General features: G+C 64.4%; 16 protein-coding genes. 8 read left to right on the top strand and 8 right to left on the bottom strand.

Annotated elements, in window-relative coordinates; all coding sequences use genetic code 11:
• The first annotated feature begins 38 nt into the window (after positions 1-38).
• Positions 39-1,328 (top strand): L-rhamnose catabolism isomerase, encoded by a 1,290-nt coding sequence (rhaI, locus tag BLEFHOIH_RS00750; RefSeq protein WP_088342575.1) that lies wholly within the window; start codon positions 39-41, stop codon positions 1,326-1,328.
• Between the two features lie 30 nt (positions 1,329-1,358).
• Here the strand turns inward: rhaI and BLEFHOIH_RS00745 are convergent, their stop codons facing one another.
• The gene (locus tag BLEFHOIH_RS00745) at positions 1,359-1,961 is read right to left on the bottom strand and encodes a TetR/AcrR family transcriptional regulator (RefSeq protein WP_088342574.1); all 603 of its coding nucleotides are present in this window, start codon (positions 1,959-1,961) and stop codon (positions 1,359-1,361) included.
• Positions 1,962-2,110: 149 nt separating this feature from the next.
• On the opposite strand from BLEFHOIH_RS00745, the gene BLEFHOIH_RS00740 reads away from it, so the two are divergent.
• From BLEFHOIH_RS00740 to BLEFHOIH_RS00730, 3 genes are all read left to right on the top strand, one after another.
• Positions 2,111-2,869 carry an SDR family oxidoreductase gene (locus BLEFHOIH_RS00740; RefSeq protein WP_088342573.1) on the top strand — a complete coding sequence of 253 codons (759 nt, stop codon included), beginning with the start codon at positions 2,111-2,113 and terminating at the stop codon, positions 2,867-2,869.
• 277 nt (positions 2,870-3,146) lie between these two features.
• Positions 3,147-3,986, top strand: a complete 840-nt coding sequence (locus BLEFHOIH_RS00735) for a substrate-binding domain-containing protein (RefSeq protein WP_088342572.1) — start codon at positions 3,147-3,149, stop codon at positions 3,984-3,986.
• The gene (locus BLEFHOIH_RS00730) at positions 3,983-6,073 is read left to right on the top strand and encodes an ATP-binding protein (protein WP_088342571.1); all 2,091 of its coding nucleotides are present in this window, start codon (positions 3,983-3,985) and stop codon (positions 6,071-6,073) included. Before BLEFHOIH_RS00735 ends, BLEFHOIH_RS00730 begins: the two co-directional genes overlap by 4 nt.
• A 40-nt stretch (positions 6,074-6,113) precedes the next feature.
• On the opposite strand, the gene BLEFHOIH_RS00725 is transcribed toward BLEFHOIH_RS00730, so the two are convergent.
• From BLEFHOIH_RS00725 to BLEFHOIH_RS00700, 6 genes are all read right to left on the bottom strand, one after another.
• Positions 6,114-7,103 carry an ABC transporter permease gene (locus BLEFHOIH_RS00725; RefSeq protein ID WP_088342570.1) on the bottom strand — a complete coding sequence of 330 codons (990 nt, stop codon included), beginning with the start codon at positions 7,101-7,103 and terminating at the stop codon, positions 6,114-6,116.
• Positions 7,103-8,656 (bottom strand): sugar ABC transporter ATP-binding protein, encoded by a 1,554-nt coding sequence (locus BLEFHOIH_RS00720; RefSeq protein ID WP_088342569.1) that lies wholly within the window; start codon positions 8,654-8,656, stop codon positions 7,103-7,105. Before BLEFHOIH_RS00720 ends, BLEFHOIH_RS00725 begins: the two co-directional genes overlap by 1 nt.
• 53 nt (positions 8,657-8,709) lie before the next feature.
• Complete coding sequence (locus BLEFHOIH_RS00715) at positions 8,710-9,660, bottom strand: sugar-binding protein (protein ID WP_088342568.1); 951 nt, start codon at positions 9,658-9,660, stop codon at positions 8,710-8,712.
• 59 nt (positions 9,661-9,719) lie between these two features.
• A complete protein-coding gene (locus BLEFHOIH_RS00710; RefSeq protein ID WP_088342567.1) occupies positions 9,720-10,490 on the bottom strand; it encodes an SDR family NAD(P)-dependent oxidoreductase in 771 nt (256 codons plus the stop codon).
• A 123-nt stretch (positions 10,491-10,613) separates the two neighbouring features.
• Positions 10,614-11,609, bottom strand: coding sequence for a sugar-binding protein (locus BLEFHOIH_RS00705; RefSeq protein WP_088342566.1), 996 nt, complete (start codon positions 11,607-11,609; stop codon positions 10,614-10,616).
• Positions 11,610-11,670: 61 nt separating this feature from the next.
• The gene (locus tag BLEFHOIH_RS00700) at positions 11,671-12,654 is read right to left on the bottom strand and encodes an NAD(P)-dependent oxidoreductase (protein WP_088342565.1); all 984 of its coding nucleotides are present in this window, start codon (positions 12,652-12,654) and stop codon (positions 11,671-11,673) included.
• A gap of 285 nt (positions 12,655-12,939) precedes the next feature.
• Here BLEFHOIH_RS00700 and BLEFHOIH_RS00695 point away from each other — a divergent pair, with 285 nt between their 5' ends.
• From BLEFHOIH_RS00695 to BLEFHOIH_RS00685, 3 genes are read left to right on the top strand one after another with little or no spacing between them, the layout of a single operon-like run.
• Positions 12,940-13,680 carry an ATP-binding cassette domain-containing protein gene (locus BLEFHOIH_RS00695; protein ID WP_088342564.1) on the top strand — a complete coding sequence of 247 codons (741 nt, stop codon included), beginning with the start codon at positions 12,940-12,942 and terminating at the stop codon, positions 13,678-13,680.
• A gap of 31 nt (positions 13,681-13,711) precedes the next feature.
• Positions 13,712-14,710: an ABC transporter permease gene (locus BLEFHOIH_RS00690; protein WP_088342563.1), complete on the top strand. Its 999-nt coding sequence runs from the start codon at positions 13,712-13,714 to the stop codon at positions 14,708-14,710.
• Positions 14,711-14,753: 43 nt separating this feature from the next.
• On the top strand, positions 14,754-15,917 hold the full coding sequence (locus tag BLEFHOIH_RS00685; RefSeq protein WP_245296809.1) for a LacI family DNA-binding transcriptional regulator: 1,164 nt from the start codon (positions 14,754-14,756) through the stop codon (positions 15,915-15,917).
• On the opposite strand, the gene mgrA is transcribed toward BLEFHOIH_RS00685, so the two are convergent.
• Positions 15,900-16,940, bottom strand: coding sequence for an L-glyceraldehyde 3-phosphate reductase (mgrA, locus tag BLEFHOIH_RS00680; RefSeq protein ID WP_088342562.1), 1,041 nt, complete (start codon positions 16,938-16,940; stop codon positions 15,900-15,902). The two genes, BLEFHOIH_RS00685 and mgrA, sit on opposite strands and share 18 nt — an antisense overlap.
• 355 nt (positions 16,941-17,295) lie before the next feature.
• Here mgrA and BLEFHOIH_RS00675 point away from each other — a divergent pair, with 355 nt between their 5' ends.
• Positions 17,296-18,417 carry a sugar ABC transporter substrate-binding protein gene (locus tag BLEFHOIH_RS00675; RefSeq protein ID WP_088342561.1) on the top strand — a complete coding sequence of 374 codons (1,122 nt, stop codon included), beginning with the start codon at positions 17,296-17,298 and terminating at the stop codon, positions 18,415-18,417.
• The last annotated feature ends 25 nt before the right edge of the window (positions 18,418-18,442 follow it).

Genomic DNA, 18,442 nt, shown 5'->3' with positions numbered 1-18,442 from the left:
AGGAAGAATACTGACTGTCTTGCGGATGGGAGCACGCCATGGACCAGATGATCGATCATGGGCTTGTCGAGGCGCAGAACGCCGCGCTGGCGCCAGCGCTCGAGCGCGATTACGGCGATCTCGGCGAGCGGCTGGACCGGCGCGACATCGCCATCGAGGAGGTTTACCGCAAGGTGGCGGCGTTCGGCGTCGCCATCCCGTCCTGGGGCGTTGGCACCGGCGGCACGCGGTTCGCGCGGTTCCCCGGGGAGGGGGAGCCGCGCGATATTTTCGACAAGCTCGAGGACTGCGCCGTCATCCAGCAATTGACGCGGGCGACGCCCAGCGTGTCGCTGCATATCCCCTGGGACAAGGCCGAGCCGGGCCGGCTGAAGGCGGCGGCGGAGCGTTTCGGCCTCGGCTTCGACGCGATGAACTCCAACAGCTTTCAGGACCAGCCGGGCCAGGAGCTGTCCTACAAATTCGGCTCGCTCAGCCACACCGACCCGGCGACGCGCCAGCAGGCCATTGCGCATAATCTGGAATGCATCGAGATCGGCGAGGCCATCGGCTCGAAGGCGCTGACGGTCTGGATCGGCGACGGCTCGAACTTTCCGGGTCAGGCGCATTTCGCGAGGAGCTTTGAGCGCTATCTGGCCTCGATGCGGGAGATTTACGCCGCGCTCCCCGGCGACTGGCGGCTGTTCTCCGAGCACAAGATGTACGAGCCGGCGTTTTACTCGACGGTCGTGCAGGATTGGGGAACGAACTACATCATCGCGCGCGAGCTCGGCCCGCAGGCCTTCTGCCTCGTCGACCTCGGCCATCACGCGCAGGGCGTCAATATCGAGATGATCGTCTCGCGGCTGATCCAGTTCGGCAAGCTCGGCGGCTTCCATTTCAACGATTCAAAATATGGCGACGACGATCTCGATACGGGGTCGATCGATCCGTACCGGCTGTTCCTGGTGTTCAACGAACTGGTGGATGCCGAGCTTGCCGGCGCGAAAGATTTTGCCCCCGCGCATATGCTGGACCAGAGCCACAACGTCACCGACCCGATCGAGAGCCTGATGATCTCGGCGACCGAGGTGCAGGCAGCTTACGCGCGGGCGCTGCTGGTGGATCGCGCGGCGCTTGCCGGCTATCAGAATGCGAACGACGCGTTGATGGCGAGCCAGACGCTGAAGGCGGCGTTCCGCACCGATGTCGAGCCCATCCTGGCCATGGCGCGGCTGCGGCGGGGCGGCGCGATCGATCCGGTCGCGGCCTATCGGGCAAGCGGCTATCGCGCAAGGGTCGCGGCGGCCCGCCCGGCCGTGCGGGCAGGGGGCGGCGGGATCGTCTGACGCCCGGCTTGCTGCCGCCGTACCCGGTAATCAGGTCGCGCTTTTCGCTCCGGCTTCAGGCCAGGTGGAAAGCGCCTGCTCGGCGACGGCCTCCAACTTTTCGCGGCTGAAGCCGGCCTTGGCCTGCACCGCCATGCCGTGCGTGATCGCCAGCACGAATGCCGCGAGCGTATCGGGATTGGCCGTTTCCGGCAGGTCGCCCTCGGCCTTCGCCCGTTCGAAGCGGTCACGAAGCAGCGCCTGACCTGCGGCGCGGAAATCGATCAGGGCTTGCCGCACCGGCTCCGCGTCATCCGATACCGCCAGCGCCCCGTTGATGCCGAGGCACCCTTTATGATCGGGGTAGCGCGTATTGAGGTCGGCCGCGTTGTACAGGATGTGCGCGACGACCTGGCGCGATGTCGGCAGCCGGAGCGCCTCCGGGATGTAACCCAAATAGCGCTCGTCATAGCGAGCGAGGGCCCGGCGGAACAGCGCCTCCTTGTTGCCGAAGGCGGAATAGAGGGCGGGGCGCTCGACGCCGGTCGCCTCGGTCAGGTCGGCGTAGGACGCACCTTCGAAGCCCTTGCGCCAGAACACGCACATTGCGGCGTCGAGCGCTCTCTCCACGTCGAATTCCCGATGGCGGCCCATCAGCTTTGTCCGCTCATTTCCATAACGATCGTTATTAAACCACTTGACAGCCTCTGTCCAGATTTCATATCAACTGTTACGGTAATGACCGTTACGAAATTGTCGCGCCGGCCAGACCGGCAGCGCGCAGGCTGGATAGGAGATTTCTTGTGTCGAATAGCTTGAGGGGCAAGGTGGCCCTCGTGACCGGAGGCTCGCGCGGGCTTGGCGCCGCGATCGCCGAGGCGCTCGCCGAGCATGGGGCGGATGTGGCGATCAGCTACGTCGCGTCGGCCGGTAAAGCGGAAGCTGTGGTCGAAAGGCTGATCGCGAAGGGCGTCCGCGCCCTGGCGATCCGGAGCGACCAGGGCGACATGGCGGCGGCCAAGCCGCTGGTCGGCGAGGTGCTGGCGCATTTCGGCAAGCTTGACATCATCGTCAACAACGCGGCGGTCGTCGCGAAGGGCCAGACCATCGACGATCCCGCGCTCGACACCGCCGCGCTCGACCGGCAATGGCAGGTCAACGTCATGGGCCCGGTGGCGGTCACCCGTGCGGCCGCGCCGGTGCTCTCCGACGGCGGTCGGATCATCTTCATCGGGTCGCTGAACGGCACCCACGCCTTGGTCTCCGGAGCCGCGGACTATGCCGGGACCAAGGCCGCCCTGATCGGCTATGTCAAGGGCGCCGCCCGCGATCTGGGGCCGCGCAACATCACCGTCAATGTGGTCCAGCCCGGCGCCATGCCGACCGACATGATGGTGTCGGTCCTAGGTGAAACCGTCCCCGAAAGCTTCCTCGACCAGCATCCCATCCGCCGCATCGCGACGCTGGAGGAAGTGTCTGCCCTCGTCTGTTTCCTGGCCGGCCCGAACGGGGGCTACATGACCGGCGGCGTGATCGACATCGCCGGCGGGCTGAGCATTTGAGTTCAGCGGCGCGGCGCCCGCGCTGATCCGAAAGTGGCTCCCGGACGGCTTGATGGCCGTCCGGGACGAGGCGGCTTCCTAAATCTGCAGCCCCGCAGACGCCAGGGCGGCGTGCTGTAGCGCCGCCTGGACCGCAATCCGCGCAGATAATGCGGAGCTTTGACTCGGCTTTCGAGTTAAAATATTAAGAAAATTCCTGCGATAGTCGGTTAGTTTCAGCAAAAGTAAGAAATTCTTATAGATATGCAAATTTAATTAAAGTTTAAAATCTGCGCGGTTGCGTGTATGCGAAAGTGCTCTGTTGACAAGATACTTAATAAAATTGGCGATATTTGCTCCTATTGCCGCGCTTGCGGCGATCCACCCGGCATCCGCTGAGACGCTGAGGATAGGAGGCACCGGATCTGCGACCGAAATGCTCCGGCAGATCGGCCCCGCATTCGAAGCGGCCACCGGCGTCGCTTTGCACGTTGTTCCCAGTCTGGGCACCAGCGGCGGCAACGCCGCCGTCGCCGACGGCGTGCTGGACGCCTCGGTGGCCGGCCGCGATCTGAAGCCGGAGGAAGTGGCAAGGGGCCTGGTGGTTGCCGCGACGCTGCGAACGCCCTTCGGCTTCGTCACGTCCCGGCAGGCGGCCGAAAATCTCGCCAGTGGCGAGATCGCAGGACTTTACCGGTCAGCCAGGCCCTTGTGGCCGGACGGCACCCCAATCCGCCTCATCCTCCGACCCACGGAGGAGAGCGACAATGCCGTGCTTGGCGCGCTGTTTCCGGGGATGAGCGCAGCGCTTAAGCAGGCCCGGACGCGCGGGGACCTTTCTCTCGCGGCCACCGATCAGGACAATGCGGAAATGGCTGAGCGCATCGCGGGTTCGCTGGTGGGCGCGTCCTTTACGCAAATGACGACGGAAAAGCGCAAATTGCGGTTCGTGTCGATCGACGGCGTTCTCCCCAGCCTGACAAGCTACGAGAACGGTTCCTATCCCTACGGCAAGTCTCTGTATATCGTCGTGCCCGCCAAGATCGGCGCCGAGGCCGCCGCTTTCGTCTCATTCATCGCGACGCCGGAGGGCAAAGGCCTGCTGCGGCAAGCAGGAATTGTCGCGGGCACGCAATGATCAAGTCGCGCAGGACGCTGAGGAGCCTCGTGACGACCCTTGGTCTCTTTGTTGCGCTTTCCACCGCGATACTCGTGCCGCTCGGATACCTTGCCGTCGTATATGCTCAATCCAACCAGGAGCTCTTGCTTACGGCCCAGATCAAGGCCTCCCGTCTGGCGAGGTACATCTATACCCATGAAGAGCTCTGGCAATACCAGCGCGTGCGCCTTGCGGAGCTCATCGACCTTCCCGAAGCCAAAGACGCCGATCATCGCCAGCGCATCTTCGACTCCGCGGGCAAGCTGGTGCTGGAAACAGGCTCGGAGCCCGATTTCCCCGTCACGACGCGGCGGGCTCCAATCGTAGTCTCGGGTATCGAGGTCGGATCCGTCGAAAATGCGCATAGCTTTCGCCCCGAACTGATCCGCACCGGCTTGGTAGCTCTGTTCAGCGCAATGCTCGGCTTCGGCATGTTCTATGCGCTGCGCGTCTTGCCGCTGCGGGTGATCGACGGGACGCTCAGCGCGCTCAAGCACCAGACCGTCATCTTCGAGACCTCCCTCGACAACATGTCCCAGGGCCTCTGCATGTTCGACGCGGACCAGAAGCTCGTCATTGCCAATACGCGCTTTTTCGAGCTCTTCGGCATCCCGCTCGAAGCGGTCGCGCAGGACATGTCCAAGGCCGATCTCATGCGCCTGACCGAGGCGCTGAGCGTCAGGTCCGGGGTGGAACTCAACGAACCCGGTTGCGATGACGGCGTCCTGTTCCGCCCCAACGGCACCGCGATCGCAATGCTGCGCCGGCCCATGGCCAATGGCGGCGAAGTCATCACCTATGAAGACATAACCGAACGCCGCAAGATCGAGGATGAAAACCGGCTGATGCTCGCCCGCCTGCGCGTCACCCAGGATGAATTGCGCCGGGCGGCCGTCGAGGCCGAAGCCTCCAACGAGGCGAAATCGGCGTTTCTGGCCAATATGAGCCACGAGATCCGCACTCCGCTCAACGGCATTCTGGGCATGGCGCAGGTGCTGGATTCCGGTGAGCTCAGCCCCGCGCAGGCCGAGGGCGTCCAAGCGATCCTGGAGTCGGGCAAAACGCTGATGACCTTGCTCAACGACGTGCTGGATCTCTCGAAGATCGAAGCCGGGATGCTGGAGATCCAGCCCACGGACGGCAATCTTGCGGATGATTTCCTCTATGTGCAGAAGCTGTTCCTCGGCCGCGCCCGGGAGAAATCGATTGCGCTCTCCGTGCAGATCGACCCGTCGGTGCCGAAGACCGTCAGCTGCGACCACATCCGCGTCCGCCAATGCCTCTCGAACCTGGTTTCCAATGGGATCAAGTTCACCAAGTCCGGCAGCGTCACCATTGCCGTCGGCTGGGAGGCGGCCGGGGACGAACATCTGGTCCGCGTGGAGGTGAGGGACACGGGCATCGGCATCGGCCAGGAAGAAGCCCGGCGGCTGTTTTCGGAATTCTCCCAGGCCGACGCCTCGACGATGCGCCAATATGGCGGCACCGGACTGGGTCTTGTCATTACCCGGACGCTCGCCCGGATGATGGGCGGGGACGCAACTGTCGCAAGCACGCCCGGCACGGGCAGCATTTTCAGCTTCAGCTACAGGGCAACCGCCACCCCGTCCGCCCGCGTGGCGGCTCCCGACCGGGATGCTGGCTTGGGCGGTTCCGCCGCCTTGCAGGGTCTCAGGGCGCTGCTGGTGGACGATAATGCCATCAACAGGAGCGTCGTCCGGCTGTTTCTGACACCGTGTGGCATCCTCGTCACCGACGCGGTCAACGGCAAGGAGGCGCTGGGTTTGCTCGCCCAGCAGCCCTTCGACCTCGTCCTTCTCGACGTTCACATGCCCATCATGGACGGCATCGCGGCGATCCGTCATATCCGAGCGGCCGAAGCGGCGTGGCGCGACATCCCCGTCATCGCCACGACCGCGGACGCCATGAGCGGCGACCGCGAGCGTCTCATCGCGATCGGCATGAGCGGCTATGTCTCCAAGCCGATCGAGAGAGCCGCGTTGCTGCGCGAAATTCTCCGCGTTGTCGGCGCGCGCGACGAACAGGGGCTGCGGATTTCGGCTTAGGACGCCGACACCGCCGAAGCGCTCTCGGGTCCTCTCCGCCCTAACTCTGCAACGCGGCAGGCGCGGGGGCGGCGCGCGGGGCGCCGCCGCGCTGGCGGTAGGCGACGAGCTGCTGGTCGGCCAGCACGCCGATCAGGATGACGCCGCCCATCACGGCGAAATTCAGCGAACTCGGAATGCCCAGCAAATTCACCAGGTTCTGCAGCACCTGCAACAGGATCGTGCCGAGCACCACGCCCAGGATCGAGCCCTCGCCGCCGCGCAGCGAGCAGCCGCCGAGCACCGCTGCCGCGATCGCATAAAGCTCGTAGAAATTGCCGTGCGAGGCCGGCGAGATCGAGCGGGTGTACATGGCGATGAAGATCGAGGCGAAGGCGGTCAGGCCGCAGCAGATGACATAGGCGGCGATGGTGATGCGGTCGGTGCGGATGCCGGAATAGCGGGCGGCCTCCTCGTTCTTGCCGACCGCGAACAGGTAGCGGCCATAGACAGAGCGGTGCAGTACGACCGCGAGGATCAGGGCCACGATGGCGAAGGCGATGGTGCTGTGCGGCACGCCGAAGCTGCGGCCCGCCGTGAGCCATTCCAGCGTCGGAAAACTCTGGCCGAAGGCAAAGCCGGCGGTGGCGTCCTGAGTGTAGAAGCGGGCGATGCCGCGATAGATCAGGAGGCCGCACAGCGTCACCACGAAGGGCTGCATTCCGAGCTTGGTGACGAGCAGGCCATGCACCATGCCCATGAGGATGCCGATGGCGATCACCACGATAACGGCGACGCCCCAATGCAGGCCGACATTGGCGATCAGGTCGATGAAGACGACGCCGAGCAGGGCGATGATCGACCCGACCGACAATTCGATGCCGCCGGAGATGATGACGAAAGCCTGCGCCAGCGAGAACAGGCCGAACAGGCCGATCAGATTGGCGGTGTTGGACAGGTTGATCGGCGACAGGAAGCGCGGATTGATGGTCGCCACGATGGTGCCGACGATCAGGATCAGGAGCAAAAGGCCCAGGTCTTTCTTCAGCATCAGGCGGCGCTCCCGGCGGCGGCGCGCTCGGCCGCGATGGTTTTCCCGACCGCCAGCAGCAACACGTTCTGCTCGCTGAAATCCGCCCGCGCCAGATGGCCGCTGACGGCGCCTTCATGCATGACCACGATGCGGTCGCTCACGCCGATCACCTCTTCCATGTCGCTCGAAATCATGATGATGGCGACGCCGCCATCGGCAAGCTGGCGCATCAGCGCGTAGATCTCGCCCTTGGCGCCGACATCGATGCCGCGCGTCGGCTCGTCGAAGATCAGCGCGCGCGGGCGCATCGCCAGCCATTTGGCCAGCACCACCTTTTGCTGATTGCCGCCGGACAGCGATTTGACCGGCGTCGCCACGCCGGGCGCGCGGATGCCGAGCGAGCGCTTCTGGCTCTCGGCGCGGTCGGCCTCGGCGGCGGTGTCGATGAGGAAGGCGCGCGCATCGGCGGCCAGATCGGGCAGGCTGATATTCGACGCGATCGACATGTCGATAAGCACGCCCGAGCGCTTGCGATCCTCCGGCACGAGATAGAGGCCCTGGTCGATGGCGTCGCGGGCCGAGTTGATCGCCACGTCGCCGCCATCCAGCCGCAGCTTGCCCGCCAGCATCTTGTCGATGCCGAAGACGGCGCGCGCCAGTTCCGTGCGCCCCGCGCCGACCAGCCCGGCAAGGCCGACGATCTCGCCGCGCCGCACCGTCAGGCTGACGCTGCGCTCGGGGAAAGCGGCGGTGCGCACGCCGTCGATCTCCAGCATGACGCTGCCGGGCGGCGACTGCGGCGGGATGTAGAGCGAGCGCAGATCGCGCCCGATCATCAGCCGGATCATTTCCTCATGCTGGATGCGCGCGCCGACCAGCGTGCCGACGACGCGCCCGTCGCGCAGCACCACCACCCGGTCGCAGCAGCGCTCGACCTCATGAAGCCGGTGCGAAATGAAGACGATGCCGACGCCGCCGGCCTTCAGTTCAGCGATGACGCGCAGCAGCCGCTCGGTCTCGGACAGCGTCAGGCTGGAGGTCGGCTCGTCGAGGATCACCAGCCGCGCGTCGAGCGCCAGCGCCTTGGCGATCTCGACCAACTGCATCTGCGCCAGCGAGAGCTCGGCGAGCGGCGCATCGGGGGCGAAATCGGCGCCGAGGCGGGCAAGGATCGGCTGCACCTGGGCGATCATCGCCGCCCGGTCCATCAGCCGCAGCGGACCGCCCCAGAGCGGCTCGCGACCGATCAGCACATTGCCGGCGACGTCGAGATTTTCGAACAGGTTTAGCTCCTGATGCACGAAGGCGATGCCGCCCGCGATCGCATCGCCGACGGTCAGCGCCTGATAGCCGCGCCCGTCGAGTTGAATCGCGCCCGAGGTCGGCGCGACGACGCCGCCGAGGATTTTCATCAAGGTGGATTTGCCCGCACCGTTCTCGCCGATCAGCCCGACCACCTCGCCGGGCGCAACGGAGAAATCGACGCGGTCGAGTGCGACCACCCCAGGATAGGTCTTGGAGATGCCAACGAGATCGAGCAAGGCGTGTGTGACCTGCGATTGCCGAAGCATGACGGAACGCAGGCCGGCGCGGATTGGGGCCGCGCCGGCCTGGACGGGCAGGCTTATTTGCCTGCGATCCGCGACTTCAGCTCGGACTCGAACTTGTCGACATTCGACTTCTCGATCACCTGGCCCGGCACGATGATGAGGCCGTTGGCGGGAATGCCCGATTTGTCGCCCTCGAGATAAGCGGCCATCAGCTTCATGCCCTTGTAGCCCCATTCATAGGGGTTCTGCACGACGGTGCCGGAAATGGTGCCTTCCTTGACGCCGCCCAGCGTGATCGGGTCTTCGTCGAAGCCGATGATCTTGATCTTGCCGAGCTGGCCGGCTTCCTTCAGCACCTCGTAGATGCGCGGCGTGTTGTAGGAATAGATGCCGACCATGCAGTCGATGTTGGGGCTCTTTGCCAGCGTGTCCTCGACATTGCGCTTGGCGCGGGTCTGGTCGATGTCGTCGCCGCGCACGTCGACCAGTTCGACCTTCGAACCGGCCAGCGCCGCTTTGATGCCCTCGATGCGCTCGCGGGCATTGTCGGCGCCGGGCAAACCGACGAAGCCGACACATTTGCCGCCATTGGGCAGCGCCTTCTTGATCAGGCCGCCCGCATCCTTGCCGAGCTCGACATTGGACGAGCCGATATAGGCGAGGCGCTTGGAATTGGGGGCGTCGCTGTCTGTCGTGAACAGCGGCACCTGTTTAGCGATGCGGTCAAGGGCTTCGGTCGAGGTCTTCGGATCGACGGCGCTGACCATGATGGCATCGGTTCCCGCCGCCACCAGATCGTCCATCAGCCGCTGCTGGATGGCGGCGGCGGACTGCTCGGGATATTTCAGCGAAAGCTCGTATTTCGGCAATTCGCTCTGGGCCTTCTTCACACCGGCTTCGGCGATCTTCCAAAAATCCGAGGCGCCGTTGACGACGAAGGCGAGGCTTTTCTTCTCCTGGGCATTGGCGGCGCCGACACTCAATGCGGCGGCGACGGCCAAGCTGCTGATCAATAGGCGTTTCATGCGTCCTCCCATATTTTTAAAGGCTGTTTTGGCGTTGTTGCCGGCGAACCGGTCTAGTCTCAGGTCCAGCCGCCATCGACCGTCAGCACCGTGGCCGAGATCATCTTGCTGTCATCGGATGCCAGGAACAGGCAGGCGCGGGCGAGATCGTCGGGCTGGACGCGCCCGCTCAGGGCTTGCCCCGCTTCGATCTCCGCTTCTGCCTGCGGCGTGACCCAAAGCTTGAGCTGGCGCTCCGTCATCACCCAGCCGGGCTCCAACGTGTTGACGCGGATGCCGTGCTTGCCGAGATCGGTTGCAAAGCCCCGGGTCAGGCCGTAGATGGCGGCCTTGGAGGCGGTATAGCCGGGCATGCCGCCCTGCTTCAGCCGCCAGGACACCGAGCCGAAATTGACGATTGAGCCTTGCTTGGCCGCGATCATGCCCGGCGCGACGGCCTGAATGGCGAAGAAATGCGGCCGCAAATTAACCGCGACGCGCTGGTCCCAATAGTCGGGCGTGACGTCTTCCCATTTGTGCCTGGTGTCGTTGGCGACATTGTTGGCGAGCACCAAAGTGGGGCCGTTCCTCGCCTCCAGATCGGCGATGGCCTTGCGCAGGGCAGGGATGTCGGTGACGTCGCAGCGCTCGAACAGCACCCGCTGGCCTTGCGCCGTCAGCTCTTCGGCGAGCGCCTGTCCGGCCTCGGCTTCAAGATCCAGGAAGCCGACCTTGGCGCCCTGGTCGGCAAAGGCCCGGACCAGCGACGCGCCGATGCCGGTCGCTCCGCCGGTAATGAGTACGGGGCGGTGTTGCAGACTTGGGTAACGGGCGTATCGATCTCTTGGCATTTGTCGTTCTGCTCCATGTCATTGCGTGTCCACCGCCGGCAGGCTGGATAGGGCTGCAACCGGCCGGCGATGTCTGGAAGCGGCCCCCTGGGGCGGCCGCTCCCTAGCATGGCAATCGCCCGGCTATTTGGCCAGACAGGTCGCCACGTTTTCGGCCGTGCACTCGTCGAGGCCGGTATAGACCGGGTCTTCGACCGGCTTCTTTTCCAAGAGCTGAATCATCACGGTCGGGGCCTTGTAGCCCATCTCGAACGGGCGCTGGCCGATCTGGGCATGGCTGCGCCCGGCCTTCAGCGCTTCGATCTGCGGCGGCAATGTGTCACCGGCGACGATGATGAGATCCTTGCTTTTCAGCTTCGGCATGACCTGATCAGTGACCTGGGCATAGGCTTGCGGGGCGAACTGCGCCCAGCCGCCGAGCAGGATGAAGGCGCCGAGATTGGGATTGGCCGTGAAGGTGTCGGCCATCTGCTGGTTGGCAAGGTCGGGCTGGTCGTTGGTGTAGACCGGGCAGCCGGAGACTTCCGTCCAGCCGCCCTGGCCGGTCAGGCGATCGGTGCCCTTCTTGCCGGCGATGGTGTCGCGATAGCCTGCGGCGCGCTGGTTGATGTTGTCGGCCGCCGTATTGCCCATCTGCAGGCAGACGGTGCCGCCGGCGGGCTTCAGCTTCTTGGTGTGCTCGGCCATCTTGACGCCCATCAGATAATTGTCGGTGCCGAGATAGGTCTGGCGGAGCTTGGCGTCTTCCTTCAGCAAATCCGCGTCGATGGTCATCACCGGGATGGTCGGCGCGCGCTTCTTGAGGATGTTGCCCATTGCGGGCGCATTGGACGGCGAGATGGCGATGGCGGAGACGCCCTTGGTCAGGAGGTCATCGACGATCTGGACCTCGCCGGCTTCGTCGGTCGTCGACGCCGGTCCGGTATAAAGGCAGGTATAGGGCGAGGCGGCGTTCTCCTTTTTCCATTTCTGGCAGCCCTGATTGATCTGCTCGAAAAACGGATTGTCGAGGCCTTTCACCACGATGGCCAGGGTCTTTTTGTCCTGCGCGCCGGCGGCCGCCGCCGACAAGGCGAGGCATGTTGCGGCGACCATGATTGCTGTCGTTGTGTTTTTCATTAGGCTTCCTCCCACTCTTATTGCTGGATGCGTGCTACTCCACCCTTCATGACCTCCCGATTCAGCCCGGATACCAGACCTTGCGCCGGTCCTGAGACGAGCGCTCGAAGCTCCAGGCCGCTTCGATGAGATTTTCCATGTCATAGGCCGGCTCCCAGTCGAGCAGGAACCGGGCCTTGCTGTTGTCGAGCCAGTTGCTGTGCAGCGCGCTATGGATCGGCACGGATTTCAGCCCGCGCGTCGCTGCCAGATAATCGGCGACCTCGCCGTAATCGATGGGGCGGGTCATGGCGATGTTGAAAAGCTGCTGGCGCGCGCGAGGGTGATCGACCGCCGCGATGATCGCGTCGACGAGATCGTCGACATGCACGAAATTGCGCTTCAGCGGGCGCCCGTCCGCATCATGCAGGCATGGCACGGTGCCGTCCTCGCGGTAGCGCGCGGCGTCATTGGCGGGCACCAGATCCTTCCAGACCGGCGCGCCGAAAACATCCTCGCCGAAGGACAGCGTGTAGCGGAAATCGTCCTTCTCCATGATCCAGGGCGCCCGCAGGCAGCAGCCGTTCAGATCATATTGCAGGTAATATTGGGCGAGCATCGCCTCTTCGAGCACCTTCGAGAGCGCGTAGCAGCCGGGATAGGCGTGGTGCGGCGTGGCCTCCGTCACCGGCGCGGCATGGGCGACGTGGAAATGGCCGACCGCCGCATCGCCGCCGACCAGGATGAACTGGCGCGCCGCGCGGCTCTCGCGCATCTCCTCGAGCAGCCAGAACAGACCCTTAACCGTGACGTCCATGATGTCGTCCGGCGTTTCCTTGCACGTGGCGAGATGGACGACATGGGTGACGCCGCGCATCGCCTCGCGCACCACCTCCCGCGAGGCGATCGAGCCGCGCACGGTCGAAACGCGGTCGGACGAGACGGCAATCGGACGGTTATGGCAGAGGGCGCGGATCTGCAGGCCGGGCAAGCGCGGGTCGGCGAGCGCTTTCGCGATGAGGGTTTGCCCCACCTTGCCCGTCGGTCCCGTGATCAGCATGAGCATGGGCGCCCTCCCTGCTGGATATTAAGCACTAATATCTGTAAAGTTCCATTAGTTATTTCGGAGGGGTGGTATCGGCGGAATTATTGGGCTTCCGCGACAGCTTTGCTGAAAACGGGTAGAACAACGGGTATGCTGTATACAACAAAATGGGTTGCATAAGCTTGTCACGTTCACAACCTTAGGCTGTGTCTGCTAATGTGTGATTGACCGCCGGGCATGCTCGACTAATAATTATTAGAAAAATTAATGTCGGCAACGGCATCCGGGAGGAAGGGAAAATGCTCTATGACGGTTCTGGAATTGCAAGGAGTTTCCAAGAGTTTCGGCGCCATTCAGGCGCTGTCGGACGTGTCGCTGAAGATCGAGCCGGGTGAGGTCGTCGGGCTGATGGGGGACAATGGCGCGGGCAAATCCACCCTCGTCAAAATCGTCGCCGGGAATTTCCCGCCCACCAAGGGCACGCTCAGCATCGCCGACCGGCAGGTGTCGTTCCACCGCCCGTCCGATGCGCGGGCCGCGGGGATCGAGATCGTCTACCAGGAGCTCGCCTTGTGCGACAACCTCACCGCCGCCGCCAATGTCTTTCTCGGCCGCGAGCTGATGCGCAGCTTCGGCCCGATCCGCATCCTCGACTACAAGACCATGTATGAGCGCGCCGGAAAGCTCTTCGCCGAGCTGAAATCGGAGACCCGCCCGCGCGATCTGGTGCGGCGCATGTCCGGCGGCCAGCGGCAGGCGGTCGCCATCGCCCGCACGCGCCTGTCGGACGCGCGCATCGTGCTGATGGACGAGCCGACCGCCGCCATCTCCATCCGGCAGGTCGAGGAGGTGCTGAGTTTGATCCGGCGGCTGCGCGATCACGGCATCGCGGTGGCTCTCGTCAGCCACCGCATGCCTGACGTCTTCGCGGTCGCCGACCGTGTCGTCGTGCTCCGGCGCGGGGAGAAGGTGGCGGACAAGCCGACCGCCAAAAGCTCGCCCGAAGAGATCACCGGTCTCATCACCGGCGCCATCACCACCGCATGACCCAGCCCGCACAGCGATAAAGGCAAGCCGAATGGCCATCACTCTCGAGGAAACGATCTCCAGGCAGGTCCACGCCACGCCGCTGAGCTGGATCTTGAGCCGTCACACATTCTGGGTCTTCATGGCGGCGGTGGCCGCCTGCATCGCGCTGACGCTCGCCACCGACACTTTTGCCACCGAGCGCAACATCTTCAACGTGACGCGGAATTTTGCCTTCGTCGGCATCATCGCGCTCGGCATGACCGCCGTCATCATCACCGGCGGCATCGACCTGTCGGTCGGCTCCGTCGTGGTGCTGTCGGCGATGATCACCGGCATGACCATGGCGGGCGGCGGCTCGATCTGGCTGGCGATCCCCTTGGCGCTTGCCGGGTCGCTGGCGGTCGGCCTCTTCAACGGGCTGATGATCGCCTATATCGGCGTGCCACCCTTCGTGGTGACGCTCGGCACGCTGTCCGTGGCGCGCAGCCTGGCGATGGTGTTGTCGGACAATAAGATGGTCTACCAGTTCGGCCCCGACCATGAGCTGCTGCTGGCGCTCGGCGGCGGCTCGACTTTCGGCATTCCGCATCCGGTCTTTGCGCTCGCCATTCTCGGTATCCTGACCGGCCTTGCCTTCCGCTGGACGCGGCTCGGCCGCCATATCTTCGCCGTCGGCGGCAATGAGCACGCTGCGACACTGACGGGCATTCCGGTCAAGCGCGTGAAAATCTTAGTCTATATGTTCGCGGCGCTGACGGCGGGAATCACCGGCATTCTGGAGGTCGGCTGGCTGGGCGGGGTGACGACCAATCTGGGGCAGGGCATGGAGCTGAACGTCATCGCGGCGGCGGTGATCGGCGGGGCCAATCTGGCCGGCGGCGTCGGTACGGCCTTCGGCGCGATCGTCGGCGCGGCGCTGATCGAAGTCATCCGCAACAGCCTGATTCTGCTCGGCATAAGTACATTTTGGCAGGGGACTTTCGTTGGCAGCTTCATCATAATCGCCGTGCTGTTCGACCGCCTGCGCGCCAGCCGGACCAACGAGTAAGCGGGGCCGCTGCAAGCCTCGCTTGGAAGATGAGACATCTCGCATGGACGACGCCGATATTGCCTGGAACGACGCAGACGGCCCTTCGCAGGAGATCGGCGGCGGCGAGATCGCCGGCGAGCGCCAGCACGGCCGCCGCGTCACGATGACGGATGTGGCGCGGGCGGCCGGCTGCTCGCAATCGACGGTCTCGGTCGTGCTCAACAACACGCCGAGCATCAAGATCTCGACGGAGACGCGCAGCCGCGTGCTGTCGGCGATCGAGGAGCTCGGCTACCGGCCACAGAAGAGCCGCACCGCGCCCGTCGCCCGCAGCGCGCAGATCGCCATCATCTTCGACCGCATCGCAACGAGCCCCGAAGCGGTCGTCGCCATCGACGGCGCGCGCGAGGCGGCCTGGGAGTCAGGCCATATCGTCTGCGCCTTCCAGACCTTCAACGACGCCGAGATGGAGCCGCTGACCATCCAGGCCGCGCTTGGCAACGGCGTCGACGCCATCATCTACGCCACCATCATGACCCGGCAGGTCGTCATCCCCGACCTCCTGCACGAGGCCGAGATCCCGGTCGTGCTGCTCAATTGCTATGCGGACGGGCACGCCTTCCCGGTGATCCTTCCCGGCGAAGTCGCGGGCGGCCACCGGGCGACCAACCTGCTGATCGCCTCCGGCCATCGCCGCATCGCTCATATCACCGGCGAGATGTGGATGGATGCCGGCAAGGAGCGGCTGAAAGGCTACCGGCACGCGCTGGCGACGGCCGACATTCCCTTCGATCCCGATCTCGTCCGGGTCGGCAATTGGCAGACCAGCGCGGGCTATGAGCAGACCAATGTGCTGATGGACCTGCCGCATCCGCCGACCGCGATCTTCTGCGCCAATGACCGCATGGCGGTGGGCTGCTACGAGGCGCTGAAGGAGCGCGGCCTCGCCATTCCCGGCGATGTCTCCGTCATCGGCTATGACGACGAGGAGATCGCGCGGCACCTGACGCCGCCGCTGACGACGCTGGTGCTGCCGCATCGGGAGATGGGGCGCTGGGCGGTCGAGACGGCGCTGTCGCTGGCGCGCAGCCGGGCAGGGCGGTTCCGGCCGACCAAGCTGGAATGCCCGCTGATCGAGCGGGCCTCGATCGCTCCGCCGAAGCGGGCGGAACCGGCGCTCAAATCCGTGTCCCGCCGCCGCTCGGCCTCACGCGATCGAGCTTGATTTGGACCAGAGGTCGATGCCGCTATCGGTGGCGTAGCGGTCGATTTCGGCCAGCTCCTCCGGCGTGAAGGCGAGATTGTTCAGCGCCGCGACGCTGTTCTCGATCTGCGCCGGGCTGCTGGAGCCGATCAGGGCGCTCGTCACGCGCGGATCGCGCAGCACCCAGGCGAGCGCCATCTGCGCCAGACTCTGGCCGCGCTTCTGCGCGATGGCATTCAGGCCGCGCACCTTTTCGAGCGTTTCCTCGGTAAGGAAATTCCGGTTGAAGGCGCTGGTCTCGTCCGAGGCCCGCGATCCGCTCGGCACGCCGCCGAGATATTTGTCGGTGAGCAGCCCTTGCGCGAGCGGCGAGAAGGCAATGCAGCCGATGCCTTCCTGGCCCAGCACATCCGTGAGCCCCGTCTCGATCCAGCGATTGAACATGGAATAGGACGGCTGGTGAATCAGGCAGGGCGTGCCGAGGCCGCGCAGCATTTCGGCCGCTTCGGCGGTCTTGCGCGCCGAGTAGGAGGAGATGCCGACATAGAGCGCCTTGCCTTGCCGCACCGCGCTGTCGAGCGCGCCCATGGTTTCCTCGAGCGGCGTCTCGGGGTCCAGCCGGTGCGAATAAAAGATGTCGACATAGTCGAGCTGCATCCGCTTCAGGCTCTGGTCGAGGCTCGCCAGCAGCGATTTGCGCGAGCCGTAGGTGCCGTAGGGTCCGGGCCACATCAGATAGCCCGCCTTGGTGGAAACGATCAGCTCGTCGCGGTGGCCGGCGAGATCGGTCTTCAGGATGCGGCCGAAATTCTCCTCGGCGGAGCCGGGCGGCGGGCCGTAATTGTTGGCGAGATCGAAATGGGTGATGCCGAGGTCGAAGGCGCGCCGGATCATGGCGCGGGCGTTCTCATGGGTCGAGATGCCGCCGAAATTATGCCACAGGCCGAGCGAGATCGCCGGGAGCTGCAGGCCGCTTCGCCCGCAGCGCCGGTAGGGCATGTTCTCATACCGGTCCGCCTTCGCCACCCAATCCGCTGCCACCATCGCCTATTCTCCCCAGTAAATGCTTTGCGATTTCGTAGCCTGATTGATGCGGTCCCGCAACCGCGTGCCGTTCGCGGAGAAGAAACAACGCGCTAGCGGCTCGCAGTAAAATTCTGGCCGGCGTCGGAAATCGCGAGCATCGCCGAGCGATGTTCCCGCCAAGCGCGAAATGCTACTTAATCGGGCAAAGACAAAAATGGTTAATTTCCGGTCAGAACGGCTAGAGCTGCCATAATCACAAGCAATACAACCGCCTTGGATTGACTATCATAAGCAATCGACATACTAATATTTTAGGTGAGCCCGACGTTAAGATCGGGCGGTGCCTGGGAAGAAGCACGATGGGAGGTTCCTCATGTTGCGCCGGAAGCATCTCGCTGCCGCAATGGCGGCTGTCTTTTTGTCCACTACCGCCGCCTATGCCGGTCCCGAGACCGTGAAAGGCCCCGGCGCCTCGCCGGAATGCTTCAAGCCCTGGGACGCCAAGACCAGCTACTTCAAATGGCCGGCCAAGAAGGGCCCCTATAAGATCGCCCTCGCCAACGGCTTCGTCGGCAACACCTGGCGCATCCAGATGATCAAGACCGCCAAGGCCTTCGCCGAGCAGAAGGGCATCAAGGAAGACATCGCCGAGTTCAAGGTGGTCTCGACCGGCACCGACGTCGCCGCCCAGATCGCCGCCATCGATAATTTCATAAACCAGGGCTATGACGCCATCGTCACCATCGCGGTGAACCCGAAGGCCTTCACCCCGGTCATCAAGCGCGCCAACAAGGCGGGCGTCGTGATCGTGCCGTTCGACAACGTCGTGGATTCGGAAGAAGTGCTGATGGTCAATGAGGACCAGCACGAAATGGGCCGGCTGATGGGCGACTGGCTGGTCAAGAACATCCCGTCCAAGACCGGCAAGCTGCTCGAAGTGCGCGGCCTGCCCGGCAATTCCGTCGACCGCGACCGGCATGAAGGTTTCCGCAAGGTGCTGGCCGAGGGCGGCAAGTTCGAGGTCGTCGAGGTGGTCGGCAATTGGGACGACGGCACCGCGCAGAAGGTCGTCGCCGACGCCATCGCCGTGCATAAGAAGTTCGACGGCATGTATGTGCAGGGTGGCACCACCGGCGCGGTGCGCGCCTTCATCGACGCCAAACACCCCTTCATCCCGGTCTCGGGCGAGGGCGAGAACGGCTTCCGCAAGCTCTGCGCCCAGCACGCCAAGGACGGGCTGCTCTGCTCCTCCGCGACGCAATCCCCGGCGCTGGTCTCGATCGCCATCAAGACCGCCATCTCCGCGCTGAAGGGCGAGACGCTGCCGCAGATGATTTCCGTGCCGATCCCCTATGTCGATGCCGCCGGCCTGAAGGAGAACGTCAATTACTACCCGGCGCTCGGCGATAATTTCTTCGTCGGCAACTCCTACCCGGCCTGCGGCGTGAATCTGACCGACGTCGAGATCATGTCGAAGAACGAAGCCAACAATTAATGATGCGGGCGGGCGCTCTGGCGCC

Origin of the sequence: Rhodomicrobium sp. R_RK_3 (genome assembly GCF_002198715.1) — a bacterium.
Taxonomy (GTDB): domain Bacteria; phylum Pseudomonadota; class Alphaproteobacteria; order Rhizobiales; family Rhodomicrobiaceae; genus R-RK-3.
This window is presented reverse-complemented; position numbering and strand designations above follow the sequence as displayed.

Excerpts from the sequence above, each read along its gene's own strand:
- rhaI (WP_088342575.1), top strand. The coding sequence starts at position 39 with ATGGACCAGATGATCGATCATGGGCTTGTCGAGGCGCAGAACGCCGCG.
- BLEFHOIH_RS00745 (WP_088342574.1), bottom strand. The coding sequence starts at position 1,961 with ATGGGCCGCCATCGGGAATTCGACGTGGAGAGAGCGCTCGACGCCGCA.
- BLEFHOIH_RS00730 (WP_088342571.1), top strand. The coding sequence starts at position 3,983 with ATGATCAAGTCGCGCAGGACGCTGAGGAGCCTCGTGACGACCCTTGGT.
- BLEFHOIH_RS00725 (WP_088342570.1), bottom strand. The coding sequence starts at position 7,103 with ATGCTGAAGAAAGACCTGGGCCTTTTGCTCCTGATCCTGATCGTCGGC.
- BLEFHOIH_RS00720 (WP_088342569.1), bottom strand. The coding sequence starts at position 8,656 with ATGCTTCGGCAATCGCAGGTCACACACGCCTTGCTCGATCTCGTTGGC.
- BLEFHOIH_RS00715 (WP_088342568.1), bottom strand. The coding sequence starts at position 9,660 with ATGAAACGCCTATTGATCAGCAGCTTGGCCGTCGCCGCCGCATTGAGT.
- BLEFHOIH_RS00710 (WP_088342567.1), bottom strand. The coding sequence starts at position 10,490 with ATGCCAAGAGATCGATACGCCCGTTACCCAAGTCTGCAACACCGCCCC.
- BLEFHOIH_RS00705 (WP_088342566.1), bottom strand. The coding sequence starts at position 11,609 with ATGAAAAACACAACGACAGCAATCATGGTCGCCGCAACATGCCTCGCC.
- BLEFHOIH_RS00700 (WP_088342565.1), bottom strand. The coding sequence starts at position 12,654 with ATGCTCATGCTGATCACGGGACCGACGGGCAAGGTGGGGCAAACCCTC.
- BLEFHOIH_RS00695 (WP_088342564.1), top strand. The coding sequence starts at position 12,940 with ATGACGGTTCTGGAATTGCAAGGAGTTTCCAAGAGTTTCGGCGCCATT.
- BLEFHOIH_RS00690 (WP_088342563.1), top strand. The coding sequence starts at position 13,712 with ATGGCCATCACTCTCGAGGAAACGATCTCCAGGCAGGTCCACGCCACG.
- BLEFHOIH_RS00685 (WP_245296809.1), top strand. The coding sequence starts at position 14,754 with ATGGACGACGCCGATATTGCCTGGAACGACGCAGACGGCCCTTCGCAG.
- mgrA (WP_088342562.1), bottom strand. The coding sequence starts at position 16,940 with ATGGTGGCAGCGGATTGGGTGGCGAAGGCGGACCGGTATGAGAACATG.
- BLEFHOIH_RS00675 (WP_088342561.1), top strand. The coding sequence starts at position 17,296 with ATGTTGCGCCGGAAGCATCTCGCTGCCGCAATGGCGGCTGTCTTTTTG.